22 protein-coding genes are annotated in these 25,777 nt (G+C 70.5%); 8 read left to right on the top strand and 14 right to left on the bottom strand.

Annotated features, from left to right (window positions below):
- The first annotated feature begins 162 nt into the window (after positions 1 to 162).
- Together KGA66_RS10645 and KGA66_RS10640 are read left to right on the top strand one after the other, a co-directional pair.
- Complete coding sequence (locus KGA66_RS10645; protein WP_211467272.1) at positions 163 to 1,992, top strand: discoidin domain-containing protein; 1,830 nt, start codon at positions 163 to 165, stop codon at positions 1,990 to 1,992.
- 268 nt (positions 1,993 to 2,260) lie between these two features.
- Positions 2,261 to 2,914, top strand: coding sequence for a DUF1345 domain-containing protein (locus KGA66_RS10640; protein ID WP_211467270.1), 654 nt, complete (start codon positions 2,261 to 2,263; stop codon positions 2,912 to 2,914).
- A gap of 35 nt (positions 2,915 to 2,949) precedes the next feature.
- Here the strand turns inward: KGA66_RS10640 and KGA66_RS10635 are convergent, their stop codons facing one another.
- From KGA66_RS10635 to KGA66_RS10610, 6 genes are all read right to left on the bottom strand, one after another.
- On the bottom strand, positions 2,950 to 4,203 hold the full coding sequence (locus tag KGA66_RS10635) for a DUF445 domain-containing protein (protein ID WP_312886849.1): 1,254 nt from the start codon (positions 4,201 to 4,203) through the stop codon (positions 2,950 to 2,952).
- Positions 4,204 to 4,229: 26 nt separating this feature from the next.
- Positions 4,230 to 4,595, bottom strand: a complete 366-nt coding sequence (locus tag KGA66_RS10630; protein ID WP_211467268.1) for a hypothetical protein — start codon at positions 4,593 to 4,595, stop codon at positions 4,230 to 4,232.
- Positions 4,592 to 5,455 carry a DODA-type extradiol aromatic ring-opening family dioxygenase gene (locus KGA66_RS10625; RefSeq protein WP_211467266.1) on the bottom strand — a complete coding sequence of 288 codons (864 nt, stop codon included), beginning with the start codon at positions 5,453 to 5,455 and terminating at the stop codon, positions 4,592 to 4,594. The genes KGA66_RS10630 and KGA66_RS10625 overlap by 4 nt, the downstream gene beginning before the upstream one ends.
- On the bottom strand, positions 5,448 to 6,284 hold the full coding sequence (locus KGA66_RS10620) for a citryl-CoA lyase (RefSeq protein WP_211467264.1): 837 nt from the start codon (positions 6,282 to 6,284) through the stop codon (positions 5,448 to 5,450). Before KGA66_RS10620 ends, KGA66_RS10625 begins: the two co-directional genes overlap by 8 nt.
- Positions 6,277 to 7,455 carry a CaiB/BaiF CoA transferase family protein gene (locus KGA66_RS10615; RefSeq protein WP_312886848.1) on the bottom strand — a complete coding sequence of 393 codons (1,179 nt, stop codon included), beginning with the start codon at positions 7,453 to 7,455 and terminating at the stop codon, positions 6,277 to 6,279. The genes KGA66_RS10620 and KGA66_RS10615 overlap by 8 nt, the downstream gene beginning before the upstream one ends.
- A 244-nt stretch (positions 7,456 to 7,699) precedes the next feature.
- Positions 7,700 to 8,506, bottom strand: coding sequence for an IclR family transcriptional regulator domain-containing protein (locus KGA66_RS10610; protein WP_211467262.1), 807 nt, complete (start codon positions 8,504 to 8,506; stop codon positions 7,700 to 7,702).
- Between the two features lie 304 nt (positions 8,507 to 8,810).
- On the opposite strand from KGA66_RS10610, the gene KGA66_RS10605 reads away from it, so the two are divergent.
- Positions 8,811 to 10,214, top strand: a complete 1,404-nt coding sequence (locus tag KGA66_RS10605; RefSeq protein WP_369015848.1) for an amidohydrolase family protein — start codon at positions 8,811 to 8,813, stop codon at positions 10,212 to 10,214.
- A 311-nt stretch (positions 10,215 to 10,525) separates the two neighbouring features.
- Complete coding sequence (locus KGA66_RS10600; RefSeq protein WP_211467258.1) at positions 10,526 to 13,978, top strand: lectin; 3,453 nt, start codon at positions 10,526 to 10,528, stop codon at positions 13,976 to 13,978.
- A gap of 351 nt (positions 13,979 to 14,329) precedes the next feature.
- Here KGA66_RS10600 and KGA66_RS10595 read toward each other — a convergent pair whose 3' ends face one another.
- Both KGA66_RS10595 and KGA66_RS10590 read right to left on the bottom strand, forming a co-directional pair.
- Positions 14,330 to 14,758, bottom strand: a complete 429-nt coding sequence (locus KGA66_RS10595; RefSeq protein ID WP_211467256.1) for a CBS domain-containing protein — start codon at positions 14,756 to 14,758, stop codon at positions 14,330 to 14,332.
- 185 nt (positions 14,759 to 14,943) lie between these two features.
- Complete coding sequence (locus KGA66_RS10590; protein ID WP_211467254.1) at positions 14,944 to 15,192, bottom strand: histidine kinase dimerization/phosphoacceptor domain-containing protein; 249 nt, start codon at positions 15,190 to 15,192, stop codon at positions 14,944 to 14,946.
- Between the two features lie 34 nt (positions 15,193 to 15,226).
- Here KGA66_RS10590 and KGA66_RS10585 point away from each other — a divergent pair, with 34 nt between their 5' ends.
- The 3 genes from KGA66_RS10585 to KGA66_RS10575 all read left to right on the top strand — a co-directional run bounded on the left by KGA66_RS10585 (position 15,227) and on the right by KGA66_RS10575 (position 17,828).
- A complete protein-coding gene (locus tag KGA66_RS10585; RefSeq protein WP_211467252.1) occupies positions 15,227 to 16,126 on the top strand; it encodes an ABC transporter permease subunit in 900 nt (299 codons plus the stop codon).
- A gap of 126 nt (positions 16,127 to 16,252) precedes the next feature.
- Positions 16,253 to 17,146 carry a DUF4397 domain-containing protein gene (locus tag KGA66_RS10580; protein ID WP_211467251.1) on the top strand — a complete coding sequence of 298 codons (894 nt, stop codon included), beginning with the start codon at positions 16,253 to 16,255 and terminating at the stop codon, positions 17,144 to 17,146.
- Positions 17,147 to 17,156: 10 nt separating this feature from the next.
- Positions 17,157 to 17,828: a class F sortase gene (locus tag KGA66_RS10575; protein WP_211467249.1), complete on the top strand. Its 672-nt coding sequence runs from the start codon at positions 17,157 to 17,159 to the stop codon at positions 17,826 to 17,828.
- Positions 17,829 to 17,841: 13 nt separating this feature from the next.
- Here the strand turns inward: KGA66_RS10575 and KGA66_RS10570 are convergent, their stop codons facing one another.
- Complete coding sequence (locus KGA66_RS10570; RefSeq protein ID WP_246507425.1) at positions 17,842 to 18,900, bottom strand: LysR family transcriptional regulator ArgP; 1,059 nt, start codon at positions 18,898 to 18,900, stop codon at positions 17,842 to 17,844.
- Positions 18,901 to 18,970: 70 nt separating this feature from the next.
- On the opposite strand from KGA66_RS10570, the gene KGA66_RS10565 reads away from it, so the two are divergent.
- Complete coding sequence (locus KGA66_RS10565; protein ID WP_312886847.1) at positions 18,971 to 19,591, top strand: LysE/ArgO family amino acid transporter; 621 nt, start codon at positions 18,971 to 18,973, stop codon at positions 19,589 to 19,591.
- Between the two features lie 66 nt (positions 19,592 to 19,657).
- Here KGA66_RS10565 and KGA66_RS10560 read toward each other — a convergent pair whose 3' ends face one another.
- From KGA66_RS10560 to KGA66_RS10540, 5 genes are all read right to left on the bottom strand, one after another.
- Complete coding sequence (locus KGA66_RS10560; RefSeq protein WP_211467247.1) at positions 19,658 to 21,100, bottom strand: glycoside hydrolase family 28 protein; 1,443 nt, start codon at positions 21,098 to 21,100, stop codon at positions 19,658 to 19,660.
- Positions 21,101 to 21,201: 101 nt separating this feature from the next.
- On the bottom strand, positions 21,202 to 22,095 hold the full coding sequence (locus tag KGA66_RS10555) for an ABC transporter permease (RefSeq protein WP_211467245.1): 894 nt from the start codon (positions 22,093 to 22,095) through the stop codon (positions 21,202 to 21,204).
- The gene (locus KGA66_RS10550) at positions 22,092 to 23,027 is read right to left on the bottom strand and encodes an ABC transporter permease (protein WP_211467243.1); all 936 of its coding nucleotides are present in this window, start codon (positions 23,025 to 23,027) and stop codon (positions 22,092 to 22,094) included. Before KGA66_RS10550 ends, KGA66_RS10555 begins: the two co-directional genes overlap by 4 nt.
- Complete coding sequence (locus KGA66_RS10545) at positions 23,024 to 24,268, bottom strand: ABC transporter ATP-binding protein (RefSeq protein ID WP_211467331.1); 1,245 nt, start codon at positions 24,266 to 24,268, stop codon at positions 23,024 to 23,026. The genes KGA66_RS10550 and KGA66_RS10545 overlap by 4 nt, the downstream gene beginning before the upstream one ends.
- A gap of 100 nt (positions 24,269 to 24,368) precedes the next feature.
- Complete coding sequence (locus tag KGA66_RS10540) at positions 24,369 to 25,613, bottom strand: extracellular solute-binding protein (protein WP_211467241.1); 1,245 nt, start codon at positions 25,611 to 25,613, stop codon at positions 24,369 to 24,371.
- Positions 25,614 to 25,777 lie beyond the last annotated feature (164 nt).

Raw genomic sequence — 25,777 nt, 5'->3', positions numbered from 1 at the left:
TTCGGAGAGCGCTCTCCGAACCATTGCTCGTACGGCAGCCCGGCACCGGGCCGGCCGCGTGAGTCCGGAGGTTACCCACACCTCCACCAAGCCGCCGACGGAACGCACCCCGCGCCGACGGCTCTGCCCGCACGCCCAATTCTTCTCAACGGAGAGAGAATCATGCTTCTGGTTCAACGTCCCCCGGGCCGGCCGCGCCGCAGGTCCCGTCTACGAGCCCTGGTAGCGGCCGCGGTGGTCACCGTGACGACCGCCGGCCTGCTGACAGCGGCGTCCATGCAGGCCGAGGCGGCACCGACGCTGCTGTCTCAGGGCAAGGCGACGACCGCGTCCTCGCTTGAGAGCGCCGCCTTCCCGGCGTCGAACGCCACCGACGGCAACACCGGCACCCGCTGGTCCTCAGCGTTCAGCGACCCGCAGTGGCTGGAGGTGGACCTCGGCGCGTCGGCGAGCATCACCCAGGTCGTGCTCCAATGGGAGGCCGCATACGCGACCGCCTTCCAGATCCAGACCTCGAACGACAACACCACCTGGACCACGATCTACTCGACCACCACCGGCACCGGCGGCACCCAGACCCTCAACACGAGCGGATCAGGCCGCTACATCCGCATGTACGGCACCACCCGGGCCACCCCGTACGGATACTCCCTCTGGGAATTCCAGGTCTACGGCACCCCCGCCACCGGCAGCGGCTGCGGCACCACCGACGCGGCGCTGAACATGCCCGCCACCGCGTCGTCCGTGGAGAACGCCTCCTACCCGGCCTCCGCCGCCGTCGACGGCAACACCGGCACCCGCTGGTCCTCGGCATTCAGCGACCCGCAGTGGCTTGAGGTGGACCTCGGCGGTACTCAGTCGATCTGCGGTGTCACGCTGATCTGGGAGGCCGCGTACGCGACCGCATTCCAGATTCAGACCTCGAACGACAACGCCACCTGGACCTCGATCTACTCGACCACCACCGGCACCGGCGGCACCCAGACCCTCAACACGAGCGGATCAGGCCGCTACATCCGCATGTACGGCACCACCCGGGCAACCGCGTACGGATACTCGCTCTGGGAGTTCAAGGTCTTCACCACCGGCGGCGGCTCAACCGGCGGTCCCTCGCCGTCGCCCTCTCCCACCGGCACCGGCGGCGGGGGCGGCGGTACCGGCGCTCCGCCCGCCTCGTTCTGGGGCGACACGAGCACCATTCCGGCGGCCACGCACGTACTGGAAGTCAAGATCACCAACCAGACCAACGGTCAGTACCCTGACAGCCAAGTCTACTGGAGCTTCAACGGCCAGACGGCGTCGATCGCTCAGCAGCAGTACATCGACATGCCCGCCAACTCGGCCGGCCGGATGTACTTCTATCTCGGCCAGCCGAACGGCCAGTACTACGACTTCATCGAGTTCACCGTCGGGTCGACGTTCATCAACGTGGACACCACCCGGGTCGACCGGTTCGGCCTGAAGCTGGCGCTGCTGGTGCACAGCCACGACGGCTCGCAGCAGCAGGTCGGCGAGAGCTACCCGGTGTTCCAGGAGAGCCGGTCGCAGACCTTCTCCCGCTTCCAGTCCTCGGTGCCGACCGAGTTCAAGCAGCTGGCCACGGACCAGGCGCCGTACGGGATCCCCTCCCCCGGCAACGACCCGGCCTTCCAGCCGGGCGGCCAGTACGCGAACTACATGACGAGCTACGCGGCGGCCAACGGCGACACCAGCGACACCACCGCGCAGATCTTCGGCTGCGGCGGCACGCTGTCCGGCAATCCCACGCTCTGCGCGGGCCTGAACCGGCACGTCGCGCAGCTTCCGTCGGCGCAGCAGTCGATCCCGGGCAACTTCTACCAGGCCGCTCCGGCGAACTACTACGCGAAGTTCTGGCACCAGAACGCCATCAATGGCCTGCAATACGGCTTCCCCTACGACGACGATGCGGGGCAGTCCTCTGACATCTCCGTCAACAACCCGCAGTACATGGTCGTAGCGGTCGGCTGGTAGCCACACCGCTCGACCCGGGCTCGACACACGGGCTCGATACACGGGCCGGACACCCGGGCGTGGCGGCCGATCTCACCGGCCGCCGCGCCCGCCATGACCGGACAGCGGTGGGGCAGCGGAAGGCGGCACACGAACAACCATGGGAGAGCGCTCTCCCGCACCACTGCTGTCCCACCGCCTTCGCGTCGGGGCCGTCCGTCCGTCCGGTGCGGCCGGACGGACGGGGTGGCGCAACGCGTTAACGCGCGAACAATGCAACGCTGTCTCCATGCAGGAGCAGGGTGACGAAGAAACAGGTATGCGGGCACGCACTCAGGTACTCGCCTCGGCGGGCGCGGGGGCGGCCGCAGGAGTAGGCGCGGCGGCACTGGGCACGGGCCGGATCGCCCTGCTGATCGGCTGGGACGTCGCAGCGCTCACCTTCTGCGCCTGGATCTGGCTCAGCGTGTGGGGGCTCGATGCCGCGGCGACCCGGCGGCACGCCCGGCGCGAGGACCCCGGGCGCAACCTGGCCGACCTGATGGTGCTCGGCGCGGCCGTGGCCAGCCTGCTCGCGGTGGGCGCGGTGCTGTTCGGCGCCGCGCACGCGAAGGGGAACGCCGAGTACTACCACGCCGGCCTGGCGTTCCTGTCCGTCTTCGTCTCCTGGGCGCTCGTGCACACCGTCTTCATGCTGAAGTACGCGCGGCTGTACTACACCGACCCGGTCGGCGGGATCGCCTTCAATCAGGAGGCGAATGCGCGGTACAGCGACTTCGCCTATCTCGCCTTCACCGTCGGCATGACGTTCCAGGTCTCCGACACCAACGTCACGGAAAGCGAGATCCGGCGCGCGGTGCTGCGGCAGGCGCTGCTCTCCTATCCGCTCGCCGCCGTCATCATCGCGGCCACGATCAACCTCATCTCGGGACTGGCCAAGTAGGCCACAAGCGGGCGGTGTCCGAGAAGCAGCACCGCCTAACCGAACCGGGTCAAGACGTAGATGAGCAGTCCGGCGAGCGCGCCGACCACGGTGCCGTTGATCCGGATGAACTGCAGATCCCGGCCGACCTGGATCTCCACCTTCCGCGAGGTCTCCTGGGCGTCCCACGCGCCGACCGTCTCGGTGATCAGCGCCGTGATCTCGGCGCGATACGTGGTGACCAGGTACACGGCGGCATCCTCGACCCACGCGTCCATCTTGTTGCGCAGCCGGTCGTCCTCGGCCAGCCGGCGGCCGAACCCGGCGATCGCGGCGCGGGCGCGGACACGCAGTTCGCTGTCGGCGTCCTCGGCCGCCGAGACGATCAGGGACCGCAGCGCCTGCCAGCTCGAACCGACCAGCCGCTGCACCTCGTGGTGGTTGATCAGATTCTGCTTGAAACGTTCGGCCTGCGCGAGCGTGGCCGGATCCGTGGCCAGCTGCACCGCGAAGTCGGCGAGGAAGTCGTCGATCGCGGCGCGCGCCTTGTGATCCGGCTCGTCGCGCACCGCCGCCGCGAACCGCACCAGCTCCTTGTGGATGCGCCGGGCGACGCGCTCGTCCACGAACCGGGGCGTCCACATGGGCGCCTCGCCGGTCACCGTCCGCTCGATCGCGTCGGGATGCTCCTCGAGCCAGGTGACGGCGCGGCGCGCGAGCAGGTCGACCAGCGGCCGGTGACCGTCGTCGGCGACGAAGCGGGCCAGGACCCGCCCCGCGACCTGGCCGACCGGCTGCTCGCTCAGCCATCGGTTGAGCGTGCGGCTGAGCACCGCCTGCAGGTCGTCGTCGCGCAGCACCGCGAGAACGCCGCGCAGCACCCCGGCGGCCTCGTGGGTGACCCGGTCGGCGTGCTTCTCCTGCGCCAGCCAGCCGCCGAGCCGATCGGACAGGCGCACCGCGCGCAACCGGACCCGGATCACCTGTTCGGACAGGAAGTTCTCGCCCACGAAGTCGCCGAGGCTGCGCCCGAGCGCCTCCTTGCGGTGCGGGATGATCGCGGTGTGCGGGATCGGCAGCCCGAGCGGACGGCGGAACAGCGCGGTCACCGCGAACCAGTCCGCCAGCGCGCCCACCATCGCCGCCTGCGCCGCGGCGCCGAGGTACTGCGCCCATCCGGCGCCGTGTCCTTCCTGCCAGCGGGCCAGCACGTACAGGCCGACGGCGGCGAGCAGGAATCCGGTGGCCACGGCCTTCATCCGTCGCACGCCGCGTCGTTTGATCACCTCGGCGGGTGAGAGTTGTCGCACCCGGCCATTGTTGCCGGTGTGGACGGTTACGTGGCGATGTCGGGATAGGGCGGCGTCACGTGCGCGAGTCGGCGGGCGTACTCCGACTGGAAGCCGAGCGGTTCATCCGCGTAGTCGCGTTCGAACATGGCGATGAACAGCGTCAGGGTCAGGAACGGGTGCGCCCCGAGTTCGAACAGCTTCGGGTAGTCGTGGGTCGCGAGGGCTTCGCGCTCGGCCTGGTCGAAACGCAGCCAGGTGGAGGACTCGTCGCAGTGGCAGCCGAGGATCCGGTTGGCGTACTCGTCCTCCCAGCGCTCGACGGCCGCGCGCGGGTCCTCGCGGTACCGTTCGACCCATTCGGCGTCGCGGTCGACGGTGAAGAGGAACTTGTCCAGCAGGTACTTGCTCACGGCCGCGCTCCGTTCGGATACCAGGTGAAGTACGCCTCCATGGTGTGGAACAGGTCGTAGGTGTCCACGTAATCGGCCTTCGCGCCCTCGCCGGCCACGCCCATCATCAGCATGAAGTCCATGAAGCCGTGGGTGGCGTTGCCCGGCAGGTGCAGGCTGTCGAGGGTGACCTCGGCGAGGCAGCCCTCGATGTCACCGGACGCGATCCACTGCACCGCCCTGCGGTCGAACTCCGGGTCCGGCCCGGTCGGGCCGAACTGGCGCGGCCCGCCGAGTTCGAGGGACAGGTGCCCGGTGCCGATGACCGCGACGCGCTGGTCGCCGGGCCAGGACTCGATCAGCCGGCGGATGGTGCGTCCGAGCTGGACGAAACGGCCGGGGCGCGGCAGCGGCGGGGCGAAGATGTTGGTGTAGACCGGGACGATCGGCAGGTCGGCCTCGGGGCGCAGCGTGATGATCGGGCAGGTGATCGAGTGGTCGATGCGCAGCTCGTTGGAGAAGGCCAGATCGAAGCCGGCGTCCAGGCCCTCGCGCAGCAGGTAGGCGGACAGGTCCTCCTGGCCGCGCAGCAGCATGCGCGGCAGGCCGAACTCGCGTTCCTCGTTGTAGAAGTTCGCGTCGTAGTAGGGGGCCTTGCCGATCAGGAACTGTGGCATGTTGTCCAGCCACAGCTGATGGAAATGGTCCGAACCGACCATCACCAGCACGTCCGGGCGGGCCTTGGTCAGCGTCTCGCGGAACGCCTCGACCTTTCGCACCCACTCGTCGGCGAACGGCGGCCGGTCCGCGCCGGTGGCGGTGCTGGCCCGGTAGTAGAACGGGTGGTGTGTGGACGCGATGACCGCGACGAGTTCAGCCATGCGGGACTCCGTCTGAGGGGTGGGGCTGCGGCGGGACCGGTTGGTTGTTGAGGTCCACGGACAGGAAGATGCGGTCGGCGACCGGCCGGTGCAGTTCCTCGGCGAGCTGCCCGATGAGCCCGGCGGTGCGGGCCAGCAGCGCGAAGCCTCGCAGCAGCTGAAGCGGGAGAGCGAGATCGGCCAGCGCGGCCCCGCACACTCCGGCGCCGTTGAGCGGCAGGGTCCTGCCGAGGATGGCGGGATGGACCCGGCCGATGGCGGCGAACAGGGCCAGGTGCGGGCCGTACTGCCCTTCCTCGGCGGCGATCTCGAAGAGGCGCGGGGTGCGCGGATCGCCGTCCTTGTGCACGTGGTGTCCGAGACCGGGGACGCGCCGGCCTTCGGCGCGGGCCCGGTGCAGGGTGACGCGGGCGAGCTCGTCCCAGCCGGCGTCGTCGGCGGGCAGCGGCCCGTCGTGCGCGGTGATGACCCGGTGCAGGAAGAGACCGCAGTCCTCGGTCACGCCGAGGAAGCGCGAACCGCCGCCGAGCAGGCCGGCGGCCAGGGCGCCCTGCACGCTGTCCGGAGCGGACAGGTATGTCAGCCTCGTGACGATCGCGGTCGGAGTGAACCCGTGATCGGCCAGCGCGGCGAGCACGGCCTCGAAGACGCGCGTCTCGCCGCGGGTCGGCCGGCGCTGGGCGGCCAGCCAGAACGCCAGTTCGCCGAAGCCGACCTCGCCCATCACGTCGCGGGCCAGGTCCTGCCCGAGCAGCGTGATGGAGTGCCGGCTGGATGCGCCCAGCGCGGTGGGGTAGGGCCCGCCCGGCCCGGGAGCGTTATCAGACATCGATGTCACCGGCCGGGGCGGCGAGCCAGGCGCGCAGCTCGGCGCCGTGCTCGTCGAGCTCGGGGGGAGGCAGCCGGTAGACCGGCGGGGTTTCGGAGAAGCGCAGCGGGTTGCGGGTGGTCGGCACCGCGCGCTCGCCGGCGCCGACCTCGACGACGGGCTCCAGCCCGAAGCGTTCGGCCATCGCGAAACCGCCCTTGATGGTGTTGATCGGGCCGCTGGGCACTCCCGCCTGGACGAGCAGGTCGAACCATTCGGCGGCGCCGCGCCTGGCCAGCTGTTCGACCAGCAGGGGCCGCAGTTCCTCGCGGCGCGCGGTGCGGTCGGCGTTGCGGGCGAAACGCGGGTCGTCGGCCAGTCGCGGCACGCCCAGCACCTCGCACAGCCTGCGGTACTGGCCGTCGTTCGCGGCCGCGACGATCAGATCGTCGTCGGCGGTGGGCAGCGGCTCGTAGGGGAAGACGCTCGGGTGCGCGTTGCCCATGCGCACCGGCACGACTCCCCCGGCGACGTACGCCGAGCTGTGGTTGACCAGGCCGGAGAGCGCGGAGGAGAGCAGGTTGACCTCGACCAACTGGCCGCGCCCGGTGGCGTCGCGGTGCCGCAGCGCGGCGAGGATGCCGATGACCGCGTGGTTGCCGGCCATCACGTCGAAGACGGAGATTCCGGCCCGGTACGGCGGCCCGTCGGGATCGCCGGTGAGGCTCATCAGTCCGGAGACCGCCTGGACCATCAGGTCGTAGCCGGGTACGTCGCGGCCGGGCCCGGTACCGAATCCGCTGATCGAGGCGTAGACGAGGGCGGGGTTGCGCAGGCTGACGGCGTCGTAGTCGAGCCCGTATTTGGTCAGGCCGCCGGGTTTGAAGTTCTCGATCAGCACGTGCGCGCGCCGGGCCAGCTCGCGGGCGAGCGCGGCGTCGGTCTCGTCGCGAAGGTCGAGGGCGAGCGAGCGCTTGCCCCGGTTGATGCCGAGGTAGTACGTGGACACCGCGTCGCGCACCGGAGGCGTCCACGAGCGGGTGTCGTCGCCGTGCGGCCCTTCGACCTTCACCACGTCCGCACCGAGGTCGGCCAGCAGCATCGTGGCGTAGGGGCCGGCCAGGACGCGGGAGAAGTCGGCGACGAGCAAGCCGGACAGGGGGCCCGCCGCGTGAGTCTGCTCGGCCGTCACCAGTACACCTCCGCGCCGCTGTCCGCTGAACGGACATTCGTCCGGACCGCGTCTGTCAGGCCGATTCTTGCACGGCCGGGTGCTGGTGTCTCGCGCTGGAAATCCGCCGTGAGAATCGGCCCCCGCATCCCGCCTGACTGCGTTGCCGAAACACCCGCAGACGCCCGATATGAGAGCGTTCCGGCGCCTTGCCAGGCGGGCGCGGATGACCGATTTTCATGCGACGGACTTCCGGCGCGAGACACTACGTCAAGGTTCGGGTGACGTGCGGCACGGTTTCCAGTCTGGCGAAGTCGGCGCTGATCTCGCCGGCCGCGTGCAGCAGCAGCGGCAGGTGGTGGTCGGTCAGCACGTCCAGGGGCGTCTCGGCGGCGTTGGTGTTGACGTTCAGCGCCGCGATCACCTCGCCGGAGCCGTTGCGCAGCGGCGCGGCCACCGAGCGGATGCCGCGGGTGAGCTGTTCGTCCGTAAGCGCCCAGCCGCGCGCGCGGACCTGCCGCAGTTCGGCCTCCCGCTCGGCGGGGTCGGGCCGCCACAGCGGGGTGAGTCCAGAGCGGCTGGGCTCGGCCAGGACGGCCTGCGCCTCCCGCGGTCCGAGCGCCGCGAGCAGCACCTTGCCCAGCGAGGTCGGCAACGCCGGGAAACGGGTGCCGATCTGCACCGCGAGCGAGACGATCTTCGGCACCGCGACGCGCGCCACGTACACGATGTCCGAGCCGTCGAGCTGGGCGATCGAGGAGGATTCACCGGTGCGTGCGGACAGCGTCTCCATGTGCGGGCGCGCCACGTCCCACAGGTCCATCGAGCGCACGTAGGCGGTGCCCAGGTCGAGCACCCGCGGCGTGAGTGCGAACCCTGATCCGCGGGTGCGCACGTAGCCGAGTTCCTGAAGGGTGAGCAGGACGCGGCGCGCGGTCGGCCGGGCCAGGCCGCTGGCCGCCGCGACCTCGCTGAGGGTCAGCACCGGCCGACCGGGCTCGAAGGCGGTGATCACCTCGAGGCCGCGGGCCAGCGCCTCGATGAAATCGGGGCCGGCGCCGTCGCGTGGCATGGCGTCTCCTCCGTAGCGGTGGCTTCTGTCCGGCTGTCGGACAGGATTCGGGCACGCCATGAGTAGACCACAGCGTTGGGCGTGCGACCAGCGCCGCTGTGCGGACGGTCAGCGGACCTGGCCGGGCGCGCCGGGGTGTTGACAGGCGCGGTGACGGGACCGAAAGTAGCGGCAACCTCGTTGACCGCTGAACGGACACCAGTCCGAAGGAGGCACCGTGTACGGAGACACCGTGGGCGACGCGACGGCTGTGGATCTGACACCGAGGCGTCCGGTGCTGCTGCGCGGCGGCACGGTGCTCGCGATGGATGCCCGGCGGCAGGTGCTCGCGGACACCGACGTGCTGACGGTCGGCGATCGGATCGAGGCGGTCGGACCGCGGTTGGACGCGCCGCACGACGCGCTCGTGATCGACGCTACCGGCGGCATCGTCATGCCGGGGATGATCGACACGCACCGGCACATGTGGCAGACCGCGATGCGCGGCTACGGCGCCGACTGGACTCTCACGCAGTATTTCGTGTGGTACTACCTGGAGTCCGGCAAGCTTTTCCGGCCGCAGGACATTCACGCGGGCAATCTGCTGGCCGCGATCGAGGCGCTCGACGCCGGGGTCACCACGGTCCTGGACTGGTCGCACGGCCTGCAGACGGTGGCGCACGCGGAGGCCGCGCTGGACGCTCTGCGGTCGGTGCCGGGCCGGTACGTGCTCGCCTACGGCAACATCCAGCAGCCGCCGGAGCAGTGGACCGCCGCGCCGGAGTTCCGCGACTTCGTGCGGCGGCGGATCACCGGCGACGACATGCTCGGTTTCCAGCTGGCTTTCGACGTCACCGGCGATCCGGCGTTCCCGGAGGCGCCCGCGTTCGAGGTGGCGCGCGACCTGGGCGTCGGGGTGACGACGCACGCCGGGGTGTGGGGCGCGACGAGCGACGACAGCATCCGGCTCATGTACGAGGGCGGATACATGACTCCGCAGACCACGTATGTGCACGCCGCGTCACTGTCCGCTGATTCGTATCACCGGATTGCGGCGACCGGCGGGGCGATCTCGGTGTCGACGGAGAGCGAGCAGAGCGCCGGACAGGGCTACCCGCCCACCTGGGCGATCCGGGCGCACGGCATCCCGGTGTCGCTGTCGATGGACACCAGCGTGTGGTGGAGCGGCGACCTGTTCTCGGCGATGCGCACCACGCTCGGTGCGGACCGCGCGCGCGAGCACTTCGAGGCGCATCTCAGGGGCGAGACGGTCACGCACTGCGCTCTGCGCGCCGAGCACGTGGTGGAGTGGGCGACGCTCGGCGGTGCGCGGACCCTCGGTCGCGACGGCGACCTCGGCAGCCTGGAGGCCGGGAAGAAGGCCGACGTGGTGCTGATCAAGAACGACGCTTCACCGGTCTCGTTCCCGCTGCTGAACCCGTACGGGCACGTGGCGTTCCAGGCGCAGCGCGGGGACGTGCACTCGGTGCTGGTGAACGGGCGGGTGGTGAAGCACGAGCGCAGGCTGGTCGGCGTCGACCTGGCCGCGGTGCGCCGCGAGGTCGAGGCGACGACCGAGTACCTGCGGGCGAGCCTCGGCGACGAGGCCTGGTTCAAGGGCATGAACCCTGACATCCCGGAGTCCAAGGTGCTGGACAATCCGTACACGTATACCGAGTACCGCAGCGCGGCGACGCGCAGCACGCGGCCGGACCTGGAAGGGCGGTAAGTACGTCGCTCATCGTGGTCTGAGCGTCCCGGACGCGCTCGCTGGGGGACAGCGTTCGGGACGCGGAAGTGTCCGGTGCGGCGGGCATGCGGCGCCCGCGAGCTCTGCTGTCTGGATCATCAGGGGCTTGCGGGCGCCGCTGTACTGAGTGGGCTCACAGGACCGGAAAGGTCACAGCGGCCTGCGCGGAGAGTCCGCCGCCCCCGCGCGTGCGCGATTCGGTCGCGCCGCGCCCTTGACAAGGCGAAACATTCGCAGTGTGCTGCTTTCATCGCTCATATGACAACGTTGTCAGAGCAGAAGGACTCAACATGCGCCCACCCACGGCCCAACCCACAGTCCCACCAGCCCGCAGCAAGCTTCACAGATGCCTGACATACTTCGCCGTCACCGCCGTCACCGCCGTCACCGCCGTCACCGCCGCGACGGCGCTGACCGGAGCACTGCCCGCGAGCGCCGCCGCCGCGCCCCGCACCGCCACTCTCGTCAGCGATCCCGCCGCTCTCGTCAACACGTTCATCGGCACCGCGAACAACGCCAACGACTTCCCCGGCGCCGACGCGCCGTTCGGCATGGTGCAGTGGTCGCCGGACACCCCGTCTCGTCCCGACGGCGGCGGCTACCTGTACAGCGACTCCTCGATCACCGGGTTCAGCCTCACCCACGTATCAGGACCCGGATGCGGAGCCGCCGGGGACATTCCGGTGCTGCCGACCGTCGGCTCCGTCAACACCTCCGCCACCGACGGCTTCTCGCACGCCGACGAGTCGGCGAACCCCGGCTACTACGCCGTGACCACCGGCAACAGCGTCAAGACCGAGCTGACCGCGACCACCCGCACCGGCATGGCCCGGTTCACCTTCCCGGCCACCACCCAGGCGAACCTGATCTTCAAGCTGACCGGCAGCCAGAACGGGGACAGCAGCACCCAGTTCACGGTGGCCAGCGGGAACGAGGTCTCCGGCCAGGTCACCACCGGGCACTTCTGCGGGGCGAGCGCCACCTACACGCTCTACTTCGACATGGTCTTCGACCGCTCATTCGCCGCCAACGGCACCGCTGCGGCCACGCCCAACCTGGCCGCGGCGACACTCTCCGGTAAGACCGCGTCGCCGAACACCGCCGAACGGCCCGACCATCCGACACTGCACGGGACCGTCGCCACGGGCTCCGGCGCGGCCAGGTCGAACTCCGTGAAGTCGCATGCCGCGATATCGAACGCTGGCAAATCGGACCCTGCGAAATCGAGCGCTGCCACGCCGCAGGCCAGCGCCAACAACGGATATGTCACCTTCGACACCACAGGCAACCAGGTGGTGCAGGCGAAGGTCGGCATATCCTACGTCTCGGCCGCCGACGCCCGGGCGAACATCAACGCCGAGAACCCCACCTGGGACTTCGCCGCGACCCAGTCCGCCGCGCACAGCGCCTGGGACGCACTGCTCGGCCGGATCGCGGTCGCGGGCGGCACCTCCGCCCAGCAGACCGTCTTCTACACCGCGCTCTACCACGCGCTGCTGCACCCGAACGTCATCAGCGACTCCAACGGTCAGTACCCGGGCGTTGACGGGAACGTACACACCGTCGGCTCGGGGCACGCGGCCGAGTACTCGAACTTCTCCGGCTGGGACATCTACCGGGCGCAGGCGCAACTGTCAGCCTTCGTCGATCCATCGGCGGCCTCCGACATCGCGCAGTCGATGGTGGACGACTACGCCGCCGGCGGCATGCTGCCGAAGTGGATGCTCGACAACGGGGAGACCTACGTCATGGTCGGCGACCCGGCCGACTCCGTCATCGCCGGCTACTACGCCTTCGGCGCGCGCAACTTCGACACCGCAACCGCGCTGCGCGACATGGTCGCCGAGGCGGACAGCACCGGCAACGTACGGCCCGGCCTGAACTACCTGGCAAACCTCGGATATCTGCCCTCTGACGGCTCGTACGGCTGCTGCAACTTCTACGGCCCGGCCTCGACCACGCTGGAGTACGACAGCGCCGACTTCGCGATCTCGGCCTTCGCGGGCGCGCTCGGCGACAGCGCCGACCAGAGCGCGCTGGCCGATCGGGCGCAGGACTGGCGCAACCTGTTCGACACCGCCAGCGGCTTCATCCGGCCGCGGGACAGGAGCGGCACGTTCACCGGCTCGTTCAACGCGACCAGCGACTCGAACTTCGTCGAGGGCGACTCGTGGCAGTACACGCCGATGGTGCCGTTCAACGTCGCCGGGCTGGCCGCGGCCGAGGGCGGGAACGCGGCGCTGAACAAGTTCCTGAACACCGATCTCTCCTCGCTGACCGGCGGCAACGGGTACACCGACCTGACCAACGAGCCGAGCCTGAACATCCCGTGGGAGTACGACTACACCGGGCAGCCGTACAACACCCAGAAGACGGTGCGGCAGGTGCAGGACCAGATCTGGACCGACGCGCCCGGCGGCCTGGCCGGAAACGACGACCTCGGCACCATGAGCGCCTGGTACGTCTGGTCCGCGATCGGCATGTACCCGGAGACTCCCGGGACCGCCGACCTGGCGCTCGGCTCGCCGCTGTTCACCCAGATCGTCATCACGCTGCCGACCGGCAACACCCTGACGATCAACGGCGAGGGCGCGGCGGACGACGCGCCGTACGTCCAGTCGGCGACGTGGAACGGCGCGGCGTGGAATAACGCTTACATGCCGGCGTCCGCGATCACGTCGGGCGGCACACTCTCCTTCACGCTCGGCACCACCGCCAACACCGGCTGGGCGTCGGGCGCGAGCGCCGCGCCACCGTCCTACGGCGGAAACGGCCCGCAGTACACGGATGTCGGCGTTTCCAGCGACTCGGCGACGACCGCAGCGGACTTCGACGGCGTCGGGTATTCGTACTCGGCCAACGCCCTTTCCGCCGCCGGGGCGAATCCGGGCTCGACGATCACCGCGGCGGGATCGGTCTTCACCTGGCCGAACGTGGCGCCGGCCGCGCTGTACCGCGCCAAGCCCGACAATTACGAGGCGGTCGGCCAGCAAATCCCGGTCTCCGGCTCGGGATCGATCGCGTTCCTCGGTGCGGCGACCAACGGCCCGTCCAACGGCACGGCCCTGGTCACGTACACCGACGGCAGCACCCAGTCCGTACCGTTGGGCTTCTCCGACTGGACGCTCAACGGCGGCAGCGCGTCGGCCGAGCCGGGCAACACGGTCGCGCTGACCACCTCGTACCGCAACAGCCAGAGCGGAACGGCGGACCAGGTGAAGGCGTATGTCTTCGCCACGGCTCCGGTCGCGCTGGCGTCGGGCAAGACGGCCGTGAGCGTCACACTGCCCGCCAGCGCGAACCAGGGCGCTTTGCACGTGTTCAGCATCGCGTTCGCAGCCGCCGGCGCGACCGCGCCGACCGGGCCCATCGTCTCAGCGGTCTCCTCCGGCCTCTGCGTGGACGACTCCAACAGCGCCGCCGCGAACGGCAGCCACGTCCAGCTCTGGACCTGCAACGGCACCGGCGCGCAGAACTGGACCGTCGAACCGGACGGCACGCTCCGGGTCCTCGGCGGCTGCATGGACGTGAGCAACGCGGGCACCGCGGCCGGCACGAAGGTGCAGTACTGGCAGTGCAACGGCACGGCCGCCCAGCAGTGGCAGGCCCGCTCCGACGGCTCCCTGTACAACCCGAACTCGGGCATGTGCCTGGACGATCCGAACTCCACCACGACGACCGCAACCCAGTTGCAGATCTGGACGTGCAACGGGACCAACGCCCAGAAGTGGACGCTGCCGTAGCGGCCGGCAGCGCCGCCTGACCAGGGGCGAGACGGCGGCCGGCGTGGTCCTTCGGGCGCCGCGCCGACTGCCGCGACCCGCAATCCGCCGCAAGTGCGTCGCATGAGTCCGCATGAGTCCGCGCACGCGGCCCGCCGTCCTGCGAGCGGGAGGGACGGCGGGCCGCCAGTGCCCGTCGCCCCTCCCTCACCTCCCGGCTCCACCCACGAAGAACCGGCCAGCGGGGTTCGCAGAACCCTGTTACAGAGCTTAGCGAGTGCGCGGCGGCCGGGTGGCGTTCTTCCGCGCTAATGCACGAGATGCCGATCACAGAAGGAAATCGGTCAAGTACGCGAGGTGTCCGGCATGCGTTCAGCCCTGCAGGTAGTCGATCAGGTGCTGGCGTTCGTCTTCGAGCTGGCTGATGGTGCTCTTGACCACGTCTCCGATGCTGACGATCCCGACCAGCCGCTCCTGCGACACCACGGGGATGTGCCGGATGCGGTGTAACGTCATCGTCTCGCGCAGATCGTCCAGTGGATCTTCCGGGTCGCAGGTGCGCACGTGCAGCGTGGCGATCCGCCCCACCGGGGCGTTGAGCACCTCGGCGCCGAGATCGTGCAGGCGGCGCACGACATCGCGCTCGGAGACGATCCCGGCGACGGTGATCCCGTCGGCGGAGACCACGACCGCGCCGATGTTGTGCTGCGCCAGCAGCGCGAGCAGTTCGCGGCAACTGGCATCCGGCCCGATGGTGACCACATCGCCACCCTTGTGTGCCAATACGTCTCTGACCCTCATGGTTTTCCTCCGCCTTTGGAGTCCGGCCTGGGTAGCTATCACCGTCGCTCACAAACAGGCACCGCGCCAGTCCCCACGCCGGGACCTTTCGGCGAGCGGGCGAATGCCGCAGGTCGCCGGGCTATGGCGGGGCGGGGCAGGTACGCGGGCGGGCCGGCGGACGCGGGAGGGCACGCGGGCGGCGGTCAGCGCTGTCGATCAAGCAGCCCGCTCTCGTACGCGGCGCGAATGACATCGTCAAGGTCTGCGATGCGTGGTGCCGGAGCGCGCGCCGGGCCGCAGCCGTCCTCGCGCAGCACCCCGAGCAGCCGGCCCAGCTCCTGCAGGGCTTCCCTGCCGGTGGTCTCGATCACGGCCAGCGCCGAGCGCGCCTGCTCCGGCTGCCGGTCGAGCACGTGCCGCCCGACCCCGGCCTGCACGGTGATCACACTCATGCTGTGCGCCACCACGTCGTGCAGCTCGCGGGCTATGCGCAGCGACCGCGATGAAGGGATCGCGCTGGAAGCCGCCGAGGTAGGAGACGAGGCAGGCGGCGAACGCGAGCACCAGCATGGACAGCGGGGCGAGGCGGCGCAGCGCGGTCGCGAGGCCCTCCACTACGGATGCGGCGACACCGGCCGCCGTCGGCAGCGTCAGGGCACGCAGGCTCTCCGGCATCAGCGCCGACCTGACCAGCAACAGGGCGAGTACGGCGCCCGCCGCGCCGTCCACGACGAGCGGGAGGGCGTGCCGAGCCTCGTCGACGGGAGGCTCCTGCGTCGTCGTCGGGGGCGCATTGAGCTCGGCGCGGCCGCGCTGCTGTGCGGCGAGGTGCTGGCCTTCGCCGCGTTCTTCCCGGTGCAGGCGATCATGCACGGGGTCGGCGCCGGGCTGTCGATCCGGTCGCCGGGCGCACTGCGCGCGGTACTGTCGGCGGGCTTCCATCTGGCGGTGGTCGCCCTGATCGGCCTGGCGCTGGGGGCGCTGCTGCGGCACACGGCCGGGGCGATCGCGGCGCTGTTCGGGCTCGGGTTCATTCTGCCCGGGGTGGTTTCCGCGTTCCCGCAGCCGTGGAGCGACCGGATCGGGAGGTTCCTGCCGACGAACTGCATCGGGCGGTTGCTCTCCCAGCAGGCGCACCCCGCTGACCTGACCCGGCCGTGGTCGTTCGTGGTGCTGGTGGCGTATCCGGCGGTGCTGCTCGGCGTCGCGGGATACGTGTTACGGCGCCGGGACGTCTGGCTCTCCCTCCCCTTCGACTGCGGCCGTGGCGCAGCGCACCAGCGTGAAGCGAGGGCCGCGGCCGAGGAGCCGGCCTGCGCGGCCGCGTTCGAAGCGGATGGTCTTGGTGACTTAGGACGGCGAGAGTTGACCACACTCTTCCCTTGAGTCGCGCTGACTGACAATCTGTGCGTGGCTCGCGACGAACCCGAGCACCGATCAGACGTCGGGCGCCCGCGGATTCGCGGCGAGGCGGGGGGCAAGGTCGCCGACGGCCACGCGAGGAGCCAAGCGGTGCGCATCCGAATACGTAGAGTCCCGGCGGTCGCCGCCGCCGTGCTGATCGCCTGCGCCGCGGTCGCCGCCAGGCCGGCCGCCGCGAGCGCCGACGCCACCTCCACGCTGGGCTGGATCAGGCTCGCGCACCTGGCCCCCGGCATGCCGCCGGTGGACCTCTATCTCTCCCCCGCCAACAGCCCCGGGGCGCAGAGCGGCCAGAGCGTCCTGCCGCATTTGGCGTACGGGACCGTCTCGCCGTACCAGACGGTGAAGCCGGGCGACTACATCGTCGCGATGCGCTCGGCCGGGAACGCCGCGAGCGCGGACCCGGTGACGACGGCGCAGGTCACGGTGACAGCCGGACAGGCGTATACCGTCGCCGCGATCGGGCCGCCGTCGGTGGTCAAGCTCCAGGTGCTCACCGACCAGCTCACCGCGCCCGCCGGGAGGAGCGCGGTGCGCGCGATCGAGGCGTCACAACACGACCCGACCGTCTCGATCGCGGTCGGCGACGGCGCGATCGCCCCGGGGCTGCGGTTCCCGACCATCGCCGCATATCAGAGCGTTGGCTCTGGTGCGGCCGCGCTGCTGGTCACACCCCCCGGCGGGTCGACGCAGACCGTCTCCGTGACCTTCGCGCCCAACAGCACGTACACCGTGCTCGTGCTCGACGGCGCCGGCGGCGTGCCGCAGGTCGTCACGGTCGCGGACGCGAGCGGGATGAGCGCGATACCGCAGGGCGGCGTGAACACCGGATTCGGCGGCACGAGGGCGGGCGCGGCGGGCGCGGGCATGGCGCAGGAACACGGCTACTCGGCACCGGCCGTGGAACTCGCGTGGGTGTTCTCGCTGATCAGCCTCCTGGCGACCGTTCAGGTCAGGCGGCACCGGCGGGCACGGATCAGGTGAGCGGCCCGCGATGAGATGGCATCCCAAGCACGCACGCCCGCGCCACTGGTTCGTCAAGGACGGGCGGCCCTCGCTGCCCCGCGTCCTGGCCGCCGCGCTGGGCGTGACCGCGATCGTCGGCGTCACGGCGGCGATCGCGCAGGGCGCGTCATCCCCGGGCGGCAGGGCGCAGACGCCGGTCATCGTCCCGGTCGCCTCGCCGCCGGGCGGCGGCGGCCAGGGCCCGAGCACGTCGCCCGCCACTGACGCGCAGCCGGTGTCCCTCGACATTCCCGCGATCAACCTGCACACCACGCTGCAGCAGCTCGCGCTCGACGCCTCCGGCGCGCTGGAGCCGCCGACGAACCTGACCCAGGCCGGCTGGTACAGCGGCAGCCCGGTCCCCGGCAGCCCCGGACCCTCGGTGATCGCAGGACACGTAGACTCCTTCAACGGTCCGGCGGTGTTCTTCAACCTCAAGTCGCTCACCGCCGGCGACCGGATCACGGTCGGGCTCAGTTCGGGGCACAGCGTGCAGTTCCAGGTCATGCTGGTGCAGCGTTACCCGAAGGACCAGTTCCCGACCCAGGACGTGTACGGCGCGCGGCCGGACCCCGAACTGCGCCTGATCACCTGCGGCGGCGCATTCGCCAACGGCCACTACATCGACAACGTGGTCGTCTACGCGGCGCTGTCGAAATGATCGCGGGCCGCCGTCACCGGGCCAGCACCCGCGCGGCGGTCTCGATCACGGCTTCGCCGACCGCGGCCAGCGCCGGGGAGCCCAGCTTCCACTGCTGCCAGTACAGCGGCACGTCCACCGGATGGTCGGGGGCGATCTCGACCAGTGCCTGTTTCGAGTTCGGATCATGGCGAATCGGCTGATCGACGTCGCCTGGCCGCACGCCCGAACCATCCGAGTACGACCCGGTACGAGGATGCTCCGGGCGCACGCCCGTGCTCGTCGCTGAGCCGATTCGCTGATCATGATCCGAACTCGAAACAGGCACTGGGTCGCCGGCGCCGCGCTGGGCGACCTGGAGGTCCGGGAGCATGCCCCAGCCGAAACCGGCGGCGACCGCCCCGAAGAAGGCATCGGAGGCCGGCACGTGGTGGCGCGGCCCGGAGGTGAGGCGCGGCCCCAAGCTGCGCAGAAAGCGGTCCTGCAACTCGTCCTTGCGGTTGAAGACCACGACCGGCGCGTCGGCGAGGGCCTGCGTCAGCGGCGCGCCGGTCAGCCAGCGTTCCGCGAACTCCCGCGTCGCCATGGCGCGGTAACGCATCCGGCCGAGCTTACGCACCGTGCATCCCTGAACCGGATGCGGCGATGACGAGACCGCGGCCATCACCAGGCCCTGACGCAGGAGTTGGTCGGTGTGGTCCTGATCCTCGCGATGCAGCTCGAAGCAGATCGCCGGGTTCCCGGCGAGCGCCTCGGCGAGCGCCTCGAGAAACCAGGTGGCCAGGGAGTCGGCGTTGACCGCGATGGCCAGGATGGCCGGCCCGTTCGCACCGCGGAGCCCGAGCTCGGCGGCGGCGCCGCGCTCCAGGGCGGCGAGCTGCCGGGCGAAACGGACCACGGCGAGGCCGGACTCGGTCGGCCGCACCGGTTTCGAGCGCACCAGCAGCACGCGCCCGGTGCGTTGTTCGAGCGCCTTGATCCGCTGGCTGACCGCGGACGGCGTGACGTGCAGCGCCCTGGCTGCCGCCTCGAAGGTGCCCTCGTCCACGGCCGCGAGCAACGTGCGAACCTGGTCCAGCGGAAGGTCTTCCATCACAATCGCTCATGATAGGTAAGAAACTTTAGCTGGCCTGTTGGCCGCGGCGGTTCTTAGCATCGGCTGCGTGACTGGAAGCGTGACTGCCTGGCTGGCCGGACTCGGGACCGGCATGTCGTTGATCGTGGCGATCGGCGCTCAGAACGCCTATGTGCTGCGGCAGGGGCTGCGTCGCGAGCACGTCGGCGTCATCGTGGCGATCTGCACCGCCTCGGACGCGGTCCTCATCGCGGCGGGCATCGGCGGGCTCGGCGCGCTGGTGCGGCGGTGGCCGCACGCGGTCGCCGCCGTGGCGGGGGTCGGCGGCGTCTTCCTGATCTGCTACGGCCTGCGCGCGGCGCTGCGCGCGCTGCGGCGGCCGGATGCGCTGAACCCGCGGTCCGAGGGAGCCGGCGCAGGCTCCCTCGGCGGCGCGGTGCTCGCGTGTCTCGCGCTGACCTGGTTGAACCCGCACGTGTACCTGGACACGGTGCTGCTGCTCGGCTCGGCCGGCAACAGCTACGGATCAGGACGCTGGTTCTTCGCGGCCGGGGCGGCCACCGGCAGCGCGCTGTGGTTCGGCGTGCTGGGGTTCGGCGCGCGGCGGCTGGCCCGGTTCTTCGCCAGGCCGCGCGCCTGGTCCCTGCTGGACGGGGTCATCGCGGTGACGATGACCGTGCTGGGTACGGCGATGCTCACCAGAGCGTGAGCGGGCGCCGGTCGCCCAAGTAGTCGCGGATCGTGTACGAGGCCGCCGCGATCGTCAGCGACCGGTTCACGGGGTCGTCACCTGTTGCCCGTTGATCGTCACGTCGACCAGTGCGAAGTCGTCGACGTACTGGGAGGAGCTCGCGCCCGTCATTGTGGCGATGGTGATGTCGTCCAGCAGCAGCGAGCCGATGTGGTCGGTGGCGTAGCCGGCGACCGTCCAGCCCGCCTTGGCGGTGTTCACACTCCAGTGCTTGAGTGTGATGCCGGTGACGGTCGGCGGGTACGTGCCCGTGTTCCCCTCGCCGTAGTTGTAGTCGATCAGCAGCGCCGGGCCGCCGATCTGCCCGGCGGTGACCCGGTAGACGTTGCTGTTCTCGATGTAGCCGCCGCGCACCGAGTTGGTCTTGAGCCGGTGCCCGGACTGCAGGATCGGGCTGTTCATGGTCAGGTCGCGGGCGTAGACGTTCTTCACACCGCCGGTCATCTCGCTGCCGATGGTCACCCCGCCGTGCCCGGCGGCGAAGGAGCAGTTCTGGATGACGATGTTGCGGCTGGGCACGCCCACCCGGCGTCCGTCGGTGTTGCGCCCGGCCTTGATCGCGATGCAGTCGTCGCCGACGTCGAAGGTCACCGCGTCGATCAGCACGCCGTCGCAGCACTCGGGGTCGCAGCCGTCGGTGTTCGGGCCGGTGGAGTTGACCGTGACGCCCTCGATGGTCACCTCGCTGCACAGGCTCGGGTGCAGGTGCCAGAACGGCGAATTGCGCAGGGTGACGCCCTGGATCAGCACCCGCTGACAGTTGTAGGGCTCGACGAAGGCCGGCGGCAGGTGGTATCCGGCGCCGTAGATGCGCTGGGCGACCGGAACCCCGGCGTCGGCCTGCGCGACCAGTTGGTTGAAGTCCGGGTCCTCGAGTTTCTTCCAGGACCACCAGTCGGCGGTGGACGCCTGGCCGTCGAGCACGCCGCCGCCGGTGACCGCGATGTCGTGGCATCCGTAGGCGTAGATCAGCGGCGAGTAGTTGTAGCACTCGATGCCTTGCCAGCGGCTGTACACCACCGGCAGGTACGCGTTCGGGTCCGTGGAGAACAGCAGCGTGGCGCCGGCCTCGACGTGCAGTTCGATCCGGGACCTGAGATGGATCGGGCCGGTCGCGTAGGAGGCGGCGCCGGTGGGGCCGGCCGGGATGACGACCCGGCCGCCGCCCGCCGCGGCCGCCGCGTCGATCGCGGCCGCCATGGCCGCGGTGTTGTCCGCCGCCGCGTCAGCGACCGCACCGAAACGGGTCACCGGGAAGTCGCGGCGGGGAATTCGGGGTCTGCGAATACTGCGCACGATCGCGTCGGCCGCCCGGTCGAGGTCCCGGTCGGGGTCCGGGGCGGGGGTCGGCGGGCAGGACGGCCCGGTCGCGGCGCGGGCGGCCGCGCCGGTCAGCGGCACCGCGGCCAGGGCCGAGACGGCGGCGGTGGCGCGCAGGAAGGCACGCCGGTCGAAGGGAGTGGACATGAGTCAGTTCCTCCGCGGTGTCGGGGCGGATGAGGGTAGGTGGAACTGGGTGTTTCAGGGCACGGTGTTCGGTTGTCCGCGGGCCGTTCGGCGCGCAACGGCTAATCGCGGGTGCGGGCGACCAACTGCGTGGGGTTGACGAAACGCAGCGCCACAACGAGCAGCACCAGCATCGAGCCCGTATACACCACGGCCATCGCGTCGACGGACTGCGCGCTGCGGATGCCCGCGGAGAAGACCGCCGAGAACAGGCTCACCACAAGGGTCTGGCTGGTCGGCCCGGCGGTGAGGAAGGTGAGTTCGAACATGCCGAAGGTGCGCACCAGCACCAGGATCCCGGCCGCGAGCATGCCGGGCAGCAGCAGCGGCGCGATGATCCGGGCGAGCACCGCGCGGGTCGGGGCGCCGCACATCCGGGCGGCCGCCTCAAGCCGCGGGTCGACCTGCTCGATGAACGGCGTCATGGTGTACACGACGAACGGCACGGAGGGCACCAGGTTCGCCAGCACCACTCCGGTCAGCGAACCGGCCAGGTGGAACTTGTAGAGCACCGTGGCCAGCGGGATGCCGTACGCGATCGGCGGCACCAGGATCGGCAGCACGAACAGCAGCATCACCGCCTTCTTGCCCGGGAAGTCGCGCCGCGCCAGCGCGTACGCCGCCGGGACGCCCAGCACCAGCGAGATCCCGACGACCAGGAAGGACAGCTCGAAGGTGACGGTCATGACCTGGCCGAGGGAGAACTCGTGCCACGCGTCCGAGTAGTTCGAGCCGGTGTATCCCTTGGGCAGCCAGCCGGCGAACCAGGTGCGGCCGAAGGAGTCGAGCACCACCGTGGCGATCACACCGAACAGGTTGATCAGGAAGAAGCCCACCACGGCCCACACCAGCCACGCGCCCGGCCGCAGCGCGACGGCTCGGCGGCGCACCGCCGTGTCCCGGGGTCCGGTGCCCGGCGCGGGAACCGGGCCCGGGTCGACGATCGCGGCGCTCATCCCTTACCTCCCGTGGATCCGGTGTAGAGGCGCGAGCGCAGCGCCATCGCGACGCCGATCACCGCGAACATCAGGGCCGTCATCACCATCGCGATCGCGCAGCCCTGCGAATAGTTGAACTTCTGCAGCGCCTGCTCGTACGCCTCGATGGAGATCACGTGCGTCCTGCCGTCCGGGTCGCCGACCATCATGGCCGAGGGGAAGACGGTGAAGGCCAGCACGAAGGTCAGGCAGAAGGTGGTCAGCAGCCCGGGCAGCAGCAGCGGGAAGGTCACGTGCCGGAAGCGCTGCCACCAGCCGGCGCCGAGCGTCGCGGCGGCCTTCTCCAGCGAGGGGTGGATGCCGGAGAGGTAGGAGTGCGTCAGCAGGAACGCGAACGGGAACCCGCTGATGATCAGCGAGAGCAGCACGCCCCAGTAGTTGTCGACCAGGGTAACCGGGCCGTCGGTCAGGTGCAGCCACTCGAGCGTGGAGTTGAACCAGCCGACCGGGCCGAAGTACTCCAGGATGCCTTCGGCGGTCAGCACCGTGCCGAGGGTGATCGGCACCACCAGGATGGTCAGCAGCAGCCGCTTGCCGCGGAACTGGGCGCGCATCCGGTACGAGATCGGAACCGCGAAGCCCACGTTGAGCAGCGCGGCCGGCAGCGCCAGGTCGAAGGTGGTGCCGATCGAGCCGCGGGCGAACCTGTCGGAGAAGAACGCGCGGTAGGAGGCGAAGACGCCGTGTCCGGCGTTGGCGCCCTGCGGTTGGAAGGAGAGTCCGAGCCCGTAGATGAACGGGTACAGGAACAGCGCGATGACCGCGACGAGCCCGGGCAGCAGGAGCAGCAGCGTGCGATCCACGCCGCGCTCGGCCAGGCGGTGGCGCAGCGCGGTGCGGTCCGGTGCGGGCGCGGCCGCGGGAGCCGGCGTGCCGGTCAGGGTACTCATGCGGCGGCCCCGGACCGGGACACCGCGGCGCCGGCCGGCGGTGCGGCGCCGGGGAAGACCAGGACGCGCTGCGCGGGCGCGGTCAGCCGCAGCGGATCACCCGGCGCGACCCGCCGGTCCGTGCGCAGGTGAATCCGGTCGCCGGCCGGGGTGAGCGCGTCGATGTGGAAACCGCGGCCGTGGTACTCGACGACCTCGGCGACCGCGTCGAAGAGACCCGGTTCGCCGCTCGCGCCGGAGCCACCCGAACCACCCGAGCCGCCAGAGCCGCCAGAGCCGCCAGTGCCGCCGGTGTCCTCGGCGGCGACCCGCACGTCCTCGGGCCGGATCGCCACCTGCACCCGGTCGCCCGGCTTCAGCCGCGCGCCTGCGCTCACCCTGCCGGGCAGGCGCAGTCCGCGGCCGGCCGCGGTGACCGCTTCGGCGTCCGCGGACTCCACCTCCAGGCTCAGGATGTTGCGATATCCCATGAACGCGGCCACGTAGGCGCTGGCAGGGGACTCATACAGCTCGGCCGGCGTGCCGATCTGCGCCACGTGCCCGGAGTCGAGCACCACCAGCCGGTCGGCCAGGGACAGCGCCTCCTCCTGGTCGTGCGTGACGTACAGCGTGGTGAGGCCGAACTCCTGGTGGATGCGGCGGATCTCGGCGCGCATGTCCAGGCGCAGCGCGGCGTCCAGGTTCGACAGCGGCTCGTCCATCAGCACCAGCGGCGGTTCCAGCACGATCGCGCGGGCGATCGCGACGCGCTGCTGCTGGCCGCCGGAGAGCTGACCGGGGTGCTTGTGCGCGTGCCCGGTCAGCCGCACCAGCCGCAGCACCTCCTCGACCCGCGCCTTGATCTCGGACTTCGGGCGCTTGCGCATCTTCAGGCCGAAGGCCACGTTCGCGCGCACGGTCAGGTGCGGGAACAACGCGTAGTTCTGGAAGACCATCCCGAAGCCGCGCTTCTCCGGCGGCAGCGTGTCGATCCGCCTGCCGTCCAGCTCGATCGAGCCGGCCGTGAGCGGCAGCAGCCCGGCGATGCAGCTCAGCGCCGTGGTCTTGCCGCAGCCGGACGGCCCGAGCAGGGCGATGAACTCGCCGCCGGTGATGGTCAGCTCGAGCGGGTGCAGCGCGACGTGCGCGCCGTGGGCACGGCTTATCCCGTTCAGTCGCAGCTCACTGAAGTGCCCGGCGCGGTCCCGGGCCTCGGCCCGGGTACCGCCGGAGGGCTGCGGGGTCTCGATCGTGTCGGTCATGGTGCTCACCAGGTCCGCCTCGGCAGGTCGGTCTCTATCAGGCAAACTGCGTACCGTGGACGCTCCGCGGTCCGCTCGATCACGGGTCACGCGCCATCGCCTACTTGGTCGAGCCGATGTTCTTGTCCCACAGGTCGAACGCGGTGACCTGCGCGTCGGCGGGCAGCGAGTTCTTCATCGGGTACTGATTCATCCAGGTGTCGAACTCCGGGACGCCGTACTGCTTGACGACCTGCCGTGAGGCGGCCGGGGCGGCGCTCAGCGGCACGTCCTTGACCGCGGGCCCCGGATAGAAGTAGCCCTTGTCGAAGGTGACCGCCTGCTGCTCGGGGGTCAGCACCCACTGCAGCAGCCGCAGGTTCGCGATCAGCTCGTCGTCGGACACGCCCTTGGGGATGACGCCGTACTGCGCGTCGGTGACCCAGCTGAAGCTCTGGAACTTGGCCACCTTGACCGAGGCCGGCACGGTGCCCAGCGCACGGGGGTTGATGTACCAGCCGGTGGTGGTGGCGATCATGTCCACGGTGCCGGCGGCGAGGTTCTTCATCGTGGTGGTGGTGCCGCTCGGGTAGCTGGAGACGTACTTGTTCAGCTCGGTCAGGTACGCCCAGGTCTTCGACCACCCGTTGGTCGGGTCGCCCGGCTCCGAGTCGCCGAGCAGGTACGGCAGCCCCATCAGCCAGGTGCGTCCGGGCCCTGAGTTGCGCGGGTTGGCGTACTGGTACTTGCCGGGGTGCGCCTTGGCCCACTCCAGCAGCGCGTCCGCGGAGTCGGGGGGCGTGGCCACCTTCGCCGGGTTGTACTCGATCAGCGGCCCCGAGGGATACCACACCAGTTCGATGCCCTGGTCCTGGGCCAGTTCGGCCATGCCGACGGCGCCGGTCCGGTAGTTGCCCATCAGGTTCGGGAAGAACGGGGCGTAGTAGGTCTTCAGGTTCTGCCACAGGCCGAGCTTGATGCCGGCGGCCAGGCCGTCGGTGCCGGTGAGCACCAGGTGTGTCTGCACGTTGCCGCCCTGCTGCTGGGCCTGGATCTTCGAGGCCAGTTGCGGCGCCGTGCCGATGGAGTAGGTGACCCCGGCGACTATCTCGGGATGCGCGGCCTTGAACGCCTCGATCGCCGGTTTGGTCAGCGCCAGGTTCCCGGCCACGTCCAGGATGTTGAGCGTGACCGGTTTGCCGGGCGTCGAGGCCAGGGACGGCGCCGCGCTGCCGCTGGAGGAGGCGGAGTTGTCGGAGGTGGAACCGCTCGGGGCGCCGCAGGCGGCGACCACCGGGGCGGTGGCGCCGGCGGCGAGGGTGCCGAGCAGGGTACGGCGGCTGATTCGGGGAAGCTGAGCGGACATCGGTTTTCCACACCTTCTACGTCGTCGTACAAGGGAACGAGCCGTACGGTCACAGCGGGACGCGGGAACGAGCCGTGCGGTCGGAGCGGGAGGTGGCTTCCGGGCGGCCGAGTGCGGCGGCCGCCTGGAAGGAGAGGGCGCCGGGGCGGGGATCAGTGCGGGTC

The sequence above is a fragment of the Actinocrinis puniceicyclus genome (assembly GCF_018283645.1).
Lineage (GTDB): Bacteria > Actinomycetota > Actinomycetes > Streptomycetales > Catenulisporaceae > Actinocrinis > Actinocrinis puniceicyclus.
This window is presented reverse-complemented; position numbering and strand designations above follow the sequence as displayed.